The organism is Kurthia populi, from assembly GCF_042686175.1.
In the GTDB taxonomy this organism is placed as follows: Bacteria; Bacillota; Bacilli; order Bacillales_A; family Planococcaceae; genus Kurthia; species Kurthia populi.
Window position 1 is genome coordinate 1 of sequence record NZ_JBHUOR010000021.1, and the last position, 10,113, is coordinate 10,113.

General features: G+C 42.7%; 11 protein-coding genes and 1 riboswitch. Of the genes, 8 read left to right on the top strand and 3 right to left on the bottom strand.

All coding sequences use genetic code 11. The features are described 5' to 3' along the window. Positions 1-146: 146 nt before the first annotated feature. Entirely contained in the window at positions 147-647 is a 501-nt protein-coding gene (queF, locus tag ACFSY7_RS03825) for a preQ(1) synthase (RefSeq protein WP_126989374.1), read from the bottom strand. Between the two features lie 81 nt (positions 648-728). Next, a riboswitch (PreQ1 riboswitch) is annotated at positions 729-775 on the bottom strand. A gap of 52 nt (positions 776-827) precedes the next feature. Next, entirely contained in the window at positions 828-1,286 is a 459-nt protein-coding gene (locus tag ACFSY7_RS03830; protein ID WP_126989375.1) for a GNAT family N-acetyltransferase, read from the bottom strand. A 171-nt stretch (positions 1,287-1,457) separates the two neighbouring features. On the opposite strand from ACFSY7_RS03830, the gene ACFSY7_RS03835 reads away from it, so the two are divergent. The 8 genes from ACFSY7_RS03835 (at position 1,458) to ACFSY7_RS03870 (ending at position 9,341) form a co-directional block, all read left to right on the top strand. Beyond that, positions 1,458-3,257 carry a sigma-54-dependent Fis family transcriptional regulator gene (locus ACFSY7_RS03835; protein WP_380146920.1) on the top strand — a complete coding sequence of 600 codons (1,800 nt, stop codon included), beginning with the start codon at positions 1,458-1,460 and terminating at the stop codon, positions 3,255-3,257. A 136-nt stretch (positions 3,258-3,393) separates the two neighbouring features. Next, positions 3,394-4,737 carry a dihydrolipoyl dehydrogenase gene (lpdA, locus tag ACFSY7_RS03840; protein WP_380146921.1) on the top strand — a complete coding sequence of 448 codons (1,344 nt, stop codon included), beginning with the start codon at positions 3,394-3,396 and terminating at the stop codon, positions 4,735-4,737. An 18-nt stretch (positions 4,738-4,755) separates the two neighbouring features. After that, a complete protein-coding gene (locus tag ACFSY7_RS03845; protein ID WP_126989378.1) occupies positions 4,756-5,724 on the top strand; it encodes a thiamine pyrophosphate-dependent dehydrogenase E1 component subunit alpha in 969 nt (322 codons plus the stop codon). Between the two features lie 18 nt (positions 5,725-5,742). Then, positions 5,743-6,771: an alpha-ketoacid dehydrogenase subunit beta gene (locus ACFSY7_RS03850; RefSeq protein ID WP_126989379.1), complete on the top strand. Its 1,029-nt coding sequence runs from the start codon at positions 5,743-5,745 to the stop codon at positions 6,769-6,771. A gap of 12 nt (positions 6,772-6,783) precedes the next feature. Then, a complete protein-coding gene (locus tag ACFSY7_RS03855; protein WP_380146922.1) occupies positions 6,784-7,971 on the top strand; it encodes a dihydrolipoamide acetyltransferase family protein in 1,188 nt (395 codons plus the stop codon). Positions 7,972-7,989: 18 nt separating this feature from the next. Then, a complete protein-coding gene (locus ACFSY7_RS03860) occupies positions 7,990-8,766 on the top strand; it encodes an acetoin reductase (protein WP_380146923.1) in 777 nt (258 codons plus the stop codon). A gap of 95 nt (positions 8,767-8,861) precedes the next feature. Then, positions 8,862-9,092: a MerR family transcriptional regulator gene (locus ACFSY7_RS03865; protein ID WP_380146924.1), complete on the top strand. Its 231-nt coding sequence runs from the start codon at positions 8,862-8,864 to the stop codon at positions 9,090-9,092. 51 nt (positions 9,093-9,143) lie between these two features. After that, positions 9,144-9,341: a MerR family transcriptional regulator gene (locus tag ACFSY7_RS03870; RefSeq protein ID WP_380146925.1), complete on the top strand. Its 198-nt coding sequence runs from the start codon at positions 9,144-9,146 to the stop codon at positions 9,339-9,341. A gap of 89 nt (positions 9,342-9,430) precedes the next feature. Here ACFSY7_RS03870 and ACFSY7_RS03875 read toward each other — a convergent pair. Further along, positions 9,431-10,113, bottom strand: a 683-nt coding sequence (locus ACFSY7_RS03875) for an RNA-guided endonuclease TnpB family protein (RefSeq protein WP_380146926.1), incomplete at its 5' end; no start/stop codon positions are given.

A 10,113-nucleotide genomic window follows, 5' to 3' on the forward strand; every position in this document is an offset into this window, starting at 1 on the left:
GGAATGGTAATTCCCAATTTGCGCATAAAAATAGAGAAGGTGATGTCAAATTCGACATCACCTTCTCTATTAAAGACTGGAATTTCTACTTATGTCCCAGCCTCTCTCTTAGTTTTTTTTAGATGGTCGCTAAGAACATCTCGTGTTTATCGGTTATCTACTTTTTCAGGGTACATATCATGATTCATTAAGCGATGCATCGCCATGTCTTCATATTTTGTGCCGGGGCGTCCATAATTACACCAGGGATCAATCGATAACCCGCCGCGTGGAGTGAATTTGCCCCATACTTCAATATAACGAGGCTCTAATAAGTTAATTAAGTCATCCATAATTTTATTCATGCAATCCTCGTGGAAATCACCGTGATTACGGAAACTAAATAAATAGAGCTTCAACGACTTGCTTTCGACCATTTTTTTGTCTGGAATATATGAAATATACACCGTCGCAAAGTCAGGCTGCTTCGTCATCGGACATAGACTTGTAAATTCAGGACAGTTGAATTTTACGAAAAAATCACGTTCCGCATGAAGATTGTCTACTGCCTCTAGTACCTCAGGAGCGTAGTTAAAAGCATAATTTGTGTGTTGATTACCAAGTAATGTTAAGTCACTTAGTCCTTGCTCATCTGTTCGTTGTGTCATGTTACTTCCTCCTTCCGCTAGAAGAAGAGAAAATATGAAAAAAAGCCGTATCCACTATCGGATACGGCATAACTGTCATATGATCCCATAGTTTTTTATAGAGGGTTTCAGCTATGAACCTCTTCTTTTAGCTTTATGCCTTTAATTTATCACAGTTATAAGAATTGCACAATATTTTCTTTAAAAAGAAAGATTGAGACGATAAATCATCCAGGTATCCATCTCTGTAAAGCCATATTTTTGATAAACCGGTTTTCCCATTGTAGAAGCTTCTAGCAGCAAGACCGGCACATGACGTTTTTTCGCTTCACTTACCAATTTATCGAGCAGAGCAGATGCAAGTCCTTGTCCACGATAAGAGGTATGTGTATAAACATTCGTGATATACCCTTTTATACCACTTGCATTCGTATAGCTTGGTGGAAAAGCATAAAAAATTACACCGGCTGTTGCAATGATTTCGTCCTGTTCTTCGACAATCCATTGCACAAGCGAATTATCTCTAAAATTGCGCTCAAAAAAAGTATTTAATTCATTGTCAATAATGGTATCCGGCGTACTGCCCTCATCAATTAATTGCCGTTTTCGTAGTTCGATTAAAACCGGAATATCTTGAGGTGTTGCAAGGCGGTATAGCATGGAACCAGCTCCTTTCCCTATTATATAAATGAACATAACAGAAAATTGATACAGCACGCAATGTTAAATACTAGACTTTTCAATTCCTTTCAACGACCATATTTAGTAAAATAAAGCATATACTACTTATCCTTTTGCCAATGGTGAATCGTGTATGAGGAGGGACTTTCAATGAATGTAAAAGAACGTGTTTGGAAAGGTTTTATTGCACAGGATTCAGTTGATTTGACAATTCTCCCGGAGGAAGTGGCAACGTCTTGGCTGCATTGCCGAGCATTAGAGGTTGACCCATATGCACGTAAAAGTGAGGCAATCTTAACGCCGCCCCAGTTACGTGAGCAGCAAAGGAAAAATGAACGATTGATTGCGCTTGTACAGCAGGAACTACGCATGTATGAAGCTTATTTCAAATTACAATTACCCGTTTTTATTTTAACGGATGCAAATGGATACATATTGTGGCGCGACGGTCATGAGGGAACAAAACGCGTTGCAAATGACATGTCATTTTCAGAAGGGCATCGCTGGCATGAGCAGGATGTTGGCACCAATGCGATTTCGTTAGCGATTCAGACGGGGGCTGTGATGTCACTGACAGGTTATGATCACTATGCGGTAGGCTCTCATGCATGGGCTTGTACTGCGGCGGCAATTTATGATGAGCATGATAAGGTATGTGCAGTACTAGACATTTCCTCACATTTAAACGATTCTGCGGCAGCACAAGAAGTAAATACGTTTATGAAGCTACTGACAGCAACGATTTCATCCAAAATAAAGTCACGTTATCTAGAAGAGAGAAAGCAACTTGTAGACTATAGCTATCGTATGACACAGCCAGGGGTTGTCTGTGATGAATTTGAGCGTATTGTCAAAATCTCGGCGCAACTTTTTATTGAAGAGGCACAGTGGCAAGGACAACCGATTCATGCACTTTTAAAGGAACAAGTGCTACAAGCATTGCCACAGCCTATTTTTCTAGATGACCAAATGATTGGTTACTTTTATCCGATCGTACAGCAGGAAGAGGAAACAAAACAGTTTTTCTATCAAGGAGTGCCTTCTAAAAATGAAGCATATCGTGCATTTATGGCGCAAGTGGAAAAGGTGGCAAGCAGTCCACTACCCGTGCATATTTACGGGGAGTCGGGAAGTGGGAAAGAAGTCATCGCCAAAACATTACATGAAAATAGCGCCGTTGCGAATGGGCCACTTGTAGCGATTAATTGCGGAGCCATTAGTGAAAGTTTATTAGAAAGTGAATTATTTGGTTATGCGCCGGGTGCCTTTACCGGGGCAAATGCGAAAGGATATAAAGGGAAAATTGCCGAAGCGCATGGGGGTACATTATTTTTAGATGAAGTAGATAGTATGTCAAAGCGTATGCAAGCAGCGCTCTTACGCGTGTTAGAAAATCAAGAGGTGACCCGTATTGGTAGCACGAAGGTCGAGCGAGTATCATTTCGCATTGTGACCGCGAGTAACCGGGATTTACGTGCAGAAGTCGAAGCGGAAAATTTTCGAATGGATTTATTTTATCGACTATATGTTTGTCCGCTATCGATTCCGCCATTGCGTGAACGTAAGGAAGATATTTTCGTCTTTATGCAAGATTATTGTATGAAGAAAAATTGGTATCCTTATTGGCTCGCTACTGCTTATGAAGTGGCACAACACTATGAATGGTACGGCAATATTCGTGAGTTAAATAACTTTTTAGAGCGGCTACATGTCTATTATGAACATGTAGAACCAACGAGAGAACAACTGCAACAAACGATTGAAATGGGGACAATTGAACGGACAAAAAGAAAGCGTTTGCAACAAAATGTAGCGCCAATGTCTGAGGAGGAGAAGCAATTACGAGCCGTACTTGAACAGCATCATTATCACATTTCAAAGGCCGCCGCTGCGTTAGGAATGGCGCGCAGTACACTGTATCGTAAAATGAAACGCTACAATTTGAAGTGAATTAAGACAAAAACGCAACAATGTGTTGCGTTTTTTTTATTTGTTGAAAAGAAAAATACCGGCGTGACGGCATTTTTAAAGTTGGCATGGTTTTTGCATAAAGAAAGGTGTAGGCAAAAGAATGGAGGGGGTAGCAGTGAAGCACTATGACGTAGTCATCATTGGCGCAGGACCAGGGGGTTATGTAGCGGCTATTAAGGCGGCGCAGCAAGGGATGCAGGTGGCAGTCATCGAGAAGAAAAAGATTGGCGGCACTTGTTTAAATGTCGGCTGTATACCGTCAAAAGCATATTTAAAGCATGCCGAATGGTTATTAACTATGAAAGAGGCACAGGCATACGGTATTGAACATACAGTTGGGCCAATCCATTTCGATCAATTGGTAGCACGAAAAAATAGCGTCGTAACATCTCTACAAGGCGGTATTCATCATCTGTTTAAGCAAAATGAAATCGCTTACTTTGAAGGAGAAGCAACACTTACGCGCGACAAAACGGTGCAAGTAGGAGCGCAGCGCTTAACAGCAGATAAGCTTCTACTTGCGACGGGCAGTACACCATTTGTACCACCAATCAAAGGCATTGAAAATGTGCGCTATCATACGACTGATACATTTTTTGATATGACAACCTTACCGAATAAGCTTGTTATTATCGGAGGCGGCGTTATTGCAGTTGAGCTCGCTTTTGCGATGGCTCCGCTTGGTGTCGAGGTCAGTGTATTAGAAGTAGCACCCGATATTTTAGGCACAGAAGATGTAGCGGTTCGTACATTATTGAAAAAGAAATTACAGGAACTTGGCTGTACGGTGCACACCGGCATTACGCTACAACAGGTCACAGCAACAACCGTACACACATCAGTTGGAAACGTTGACTTTGACGAATTATTAGTGGCAACGGGACGCAAAGCGAATCTAGCGCTCGCTACGCAACTTGGCCTAAAGGCGGACCGATTTATCGAGGTCAATGCACATTATGAAACATCGGTGGCTGGTGTATATGCGATTGGGGACGCAATTGGTGGCTATATGCTCGCGCATGCAGCGAGTGCAGAGGGCTTACATGCCGTCGCACATATGACTGGAGTCAATCCAGAACCTTTACAGCAAACACTCATTCCTCGTTGCATTTATACGACACCGGAAGTCGCAAGCTTTGGTTTAAGTGAAGAGGAGGCAAGAGCGAATGGCTATGATGTTCAAGTGAGCAGTATGCCGTTTAGCATTATTGGTAAAGCCATTGCCACGAATGACACAGAAGGATTTGTCAAAATCATTTCTGAAAAAACATATAACGAAATTTTAGGCGCGGTTATTGTCGGCGCCCATGCGACAGAAATGATCCATACGATAATGGCTGTCAAAAAAGCAGAGGGCTGTGTTGATGAATTGGCAAATTTAACATTTGGGCATCCAAGTCTATCTGAACTGACAGGAGAGGTAGCGAACAGTCTGATTTCACAAGCGATACATGGCTAATTACAAGGAGGAATTACGATGAAAAAACTGACAAAACAAAAAGCGGCATGGATTTATGAAAAAATGAATGATATTCGCAATTTTGAGGATGAAGTACATCGCATTTTCACGAGTGGAGAGATTCCAGGGTTCGTGCATTTATATGCAGGAGAGGAAGCAGTGGCAACAGGTGTTTGTGCACATTTAACAGATGAAGATTATATTACAAGTACACACCGAGGTCACGGACATTGTATCGCAAAGGGTTGTGACTTAAATGGCATGATGGCAGAAATCTATGGCAAGGAGACGGGTCTTTGTAAGGGGAAGGGAGGCTCGATGCATATTGCTGATATTGATAAAGGCATGCTTGGTGCGAACGGGATGGTTGGCGGTGGATTCCCAATCGCTGTTGGTGCAGGACTGCGTAATCAATACTTAAAAACAGACAGTGTAGTTGTTTGCTTTTTCGGTGATGGTGCAGCCAATGAGGGTGGTTTCCACGAAGGCATTAATATGGCGGCGATTTGGAAGCTTCCGGTTATCTTTGTTTGTGAGAATAATATGTTCGCGGAATCGACGCCACAGTCTTATTCATCGGCTTCTAAAACCATTGCGCAGCGTGCGGCGGCGTATGATATTCCAGGTGTCAAAGTAGATGGCATGAACTTAAAAGAAGTATATGATGCGGCAGGCGAGGCGGTAGAGCGTGCGCGTAAAGGTGAAGGGCCAACACTAATTGAATGCCTCACATATCGTAAATATGGTCACTTTGAAGGGGACGAGCAAAAATATAAAGCAAAAGAGGGACCTGAAAAAGAGCATGCAGATACAGATTGTATTGAGCTATTCCGTAAAGAAGCGATTGCAGGACGTTTATTAACGGCAAAACAGGCAGATGATATTGAAGAAAAGTCGCGCCAGGATGTGGCGGCAGCAATTAAGTTTGCAGAGGAAAGCCCTGTACCTCGTCCAGAAGCATTACTAGAAGATGTATACGTAGACTAATAAAAGGAGTGAAGGAACATGACAAGAAAAATTACATTTATGCAGGCGATTAACGAGGCTTTGGATCAATCAATGGATCGTGATAATAACGTGATTTTGCTAGGTGAGGACATTGCCGGTGGCGCAACAATCGACCATCTAGGTAATGAAGGTGCATGGGGCGGTGTATTTGGCGTCACCAAGGGACTGGTTGAAAAACATGGTCGTGAGCGCGTCATTGATACGCCAATTTCTGAGATGGGCTATATGGGTGCTGCGGTAGGTGCAGCAGCAACTGGCTTACGTCCTGTACCGGAATTAATGTTTAATGACTTCCTTGGCTTCTGTTTCGATACATTACTCGCACAGGGCTCAAAAATGCGCTATATGTTTGGCGGAAAAGCGAAAATTCCGATGACGGTACGCACATGTCACGGCGCAGGAGCATCTGCTGCGGCTCAGCACTCAGGCTCTTACTACGGGATGCTAGGCTCGATTCCAGGGATTAAAGTGGTTGTGCCATCTAATCCATACGATGCCAAGGGACTGTTAAATGCGGCAATTGAAGACGATAATATTGTCATTTTCTCTGAGGACAAAACGCTGTATGGGATTAAAGATGAGGTTCCAGAAGATTATTATACAGTGGAAATTGGTAAGGCCAAGGTGAAGCGAGAGGGCAGCGATTTGACGATTGTGACGATTGGGAAAATGCTGTATGTCGCAAATGATGTGGCGGATGCCCTTGAAAAGGATGGGGTTAGCGTAGAGGTGATTGACCTTGTAACGGCGGCACCGTGGGACCAAGACACGATTGTGAATTCTGTGAAGAAAACAGGGCGTCTAATTATTATTGATGAAGCGAATCCGCATAATAATACAGCCACAGACATTTCATCCGTTGTCGCGAATAAGGCATTCGACTATTTAGATGGACCAATTAAATGTGTTTGTGCACCAAATACGCCCGTACCATTTGCAACAAACTTAGAGCAATTATACTTACCGAATAAAGAAAAAGTACTCGATGTAGCGGCTGAATTAATTCAAGACTTAAAAAAATCGTAGGGTGGTGATCGTATGGCAACAGCAATTTTAATGCCAAAGCTTGGCTTAACAATGACAGAAGGTACTGTTGACGCATGGTATAAACAGGCAGGAGATTCAGTTGAAAAGGGTGAGGTCATCGCGACGATTAGCTCGGAGAAATTGACGCATGACGTGGAAGCCCCAGAAGCGGGTGTTTTGCAAATTGTGACAGCAGAAGAACAGGAGCAAGTATGCAAGGAGCCAATTGGCTATGTTGGTGCAGCTGGTGAGGAGGTTGCAACCGTAGCGGTCCCAGAAGAGCCTGTGATTTCTAATGAAGCTACAGCAGAAGCACCGATTGAAGTGAAAGCGCCAGTAAGACAGCAAGGTACACGTATTTTTATTACACCAATTGCACGAAAAATCGCAGCAGAACGTGGCTATGATTATACGCAAATCCCAGGTACGGGTGGCAATGGTCGTATTACACGACGTGATGTGGAAAGCTATGTACCGGTAGCTGAAGCGGCACCGGTAAAAGCTATCAGTAATACCGGTGAAGGACTAACAGGTATGCGAAAAGTGATTGCAAAACGCATGCACGCAAGTCTTCATGACACCGCACAAGTAACGTTACATCGTAAAGCAAATATTAGCTCATTAATGAAATTCCGCGAAAAAATGAAGAAAAAATTGGGGGACGAAGGCAAAGCATCGCTCGGCATTAATGTCCTGCTAACGCGCGCGGTCGTACTTGCACTAAAAGACCATCCTGAAATGAATGCTTCTTACGCAAATGGGGAGCATACTAAACATGAGGCGATTCATATTGGTATGGCGGTGGCAGTGGATGCCGGCTTAATTGTCCCAGTTATACGCGATGCAACCAATCAATCCTTATCCCAGCTTGCGGATAGCCTGCAAAATGTCGCAACGGGTGCGCGTAATAATACACTAAGTAGTGATTTATTAAGTGGTTCAACCTTCACCATCTCAAATCTAGGGCATGCCGGAGTAGAATATTTTACGCCAATTTTAAATACACCAGAAATCGGCATTTTAGGTGTTGGCGCATTATCTACAAAGCTTGTATTTACTAAAAAAGGCAAAGTGAAAGAACAGCAGGAACTACCACTAAGCTTAACATTTGATCACCAGGTGGTAGACGGAGCACCGGCAGGCGAATTTTTACAAACAATCTGTCAGTATTTAGAGAATCCGTATCGATTGGTGTTTTAGAGGAATGGAGAGATGAATATGTCAAAAGTGGCCGTCGTAACAGGTTCCGCAAGTGGACTTGGTCGAGGAATTGCAGAGCAGCTTATTCAGGATGGTTTTCGGGTAGTGTTACATGATATCAATGAAGTACTATTGAATCAAACAGTTGAAGAATTAAAGCAGCAAGGTGCAGATGTCATAGGTGTTCCTGGGGATGTTTCTAAACGTGCCGATCAATTTTACGTTGTAGAAAAAGCGGTAGAAGCATTTGGACAACTTGATGTTTTTGTTAATAATGCTGGAATTGATGCCGTGACACCATTTTTAGAAATTAATGAAGCTGAACTTAATCGTGTTTTTGCGATTAATGTTAACGGTGTCGTTTTTGGTACACAGGCAGCGGCACAGCAATTTATTAAGCAACAAACAAAAGGAAAAATCATTAATGCATGTAGCATTGCCGGGCACGAATCTTACGAGATGCTAGCGACCTATTCTGCTTCAAAACATGCTGTACGCTCATTTACACATGCATCGTCAAAGGAGTTAGCAAAGTACAATATTACCGTCAATGCCTACTGCCCAGGCGTTGCGAAAACGAAAATGTGGGACCGTATTGATGAAGAAATGGTTCGACACAGTGATGGTGCTCTTCAAATTGGTGAAGCCTTTGAACAATTTTCGGCAGGTATCTCACTAGGACGCTATCAAATTCCTGAAGATGTAGGGAATCTTGTATCCTTCCTTGCATCAGATAAGGCAGATTATATAACGGGTCAAGCCATTATTACAGATGGTGGGCTTGTCTATCGTTAATGACCTATTAATAAAAACACCTCCAAAATCATGGAGGTGTTTTTTGATTCGTCTGTATAACTTCGTGATACACTAAAGAAAAAAGTAGGTGTGATATGAATACAAAAATGATAGCAGATTATGCCAATGTTCATGTGAATACGGTCCGGTTGTACGAGCAGTGGGGCTATATTTCCCTTGTGCCGCGTGCCGCAAATGGTTACCGACAATATACAGCAGTGCATCAACAGCAGATGATGATAGCCCGCCTCGCTTTTCGCCAAGAGCTCATCCAAAATAATTTGCGCAAACGTGCGACTAAAATCGTTCAACTGAGTGGGCGATAGCAGTTTCAAGAGGCACTGAACGAAGCAACAAGCTACTTCAGTCATCTAAAGGTGGAGCATCAATTTGTGCTAGAAGCAATTCATGAGGTAGAACAGCTTTTATGCGAAACGCCTTCAGCACCTGTGCCACTTCAGACGCATAAACAAATGGCGCGGCGGCTTCAGTTAACTGAGGAGACCTTGCGTAATTGGGAGCGTAATGGTCTTTTTGAACTACCCCCACTTAGCCGTTCTTGGAACGTTGCTTGAAGTGGGAGATTCCTACGAACAGTGCTTGCTTGTTTCCAGTTGCTTTAAACAGCGGCTTCACTTTTTTTAGTAGGCTATCCCCGTAGTTCCTACGGTTGTTGCTTTAAAAGTCTTAATCCTTCGATTAAGATATTCTTACTTGCATTAATATCTCGGTCTAGTGTCGTACCACAAGATGAACAAGTCCACACACGAATATCCAATGTTTTCTTGCCATCTCGATGACCGCAAGTATGACAAAGTTGGCTCGATGGGAAAAATCTGTCGATTTCAACAATTTTTCGATCGAACCATTTCGCCTTATATTTTAGCTTGGTCACAAATTCAGACCATGACACATCACGAATCGCTTTCGCTAACTTATGATTTTTCAACATGCCTTTTGTGTTTAAGTCTTCAAGACAGATGACGTCATAGTGACGAATCAATGCCGTTGACAGTTTATTTAAAAAATCTTCTCGTTGAAACGCGACACGCTCACGCAAACGAGCCACTCTACGACGTTGCTTTTGATAGTTCATGCACTCACGTAGGTTACGACCTTCTTTTTTCGCTTGCTCATAGCGACGTGATAATTTGCGCTGCTCACGTTTTAACTTTTGCTCCATTTTGGCTGTAAAGCGTTGGTTATCCACTTTACGTCCATCGGACAGAATCGCAAAATCGATGATACCTAAATCAATTCCTACAGCTTCATTTGTTTGAGGCAATGGCTTAAAGTCTGGTACTTCGCATAGGACAGACACGTAAAACGTACCACTCGCATTATATT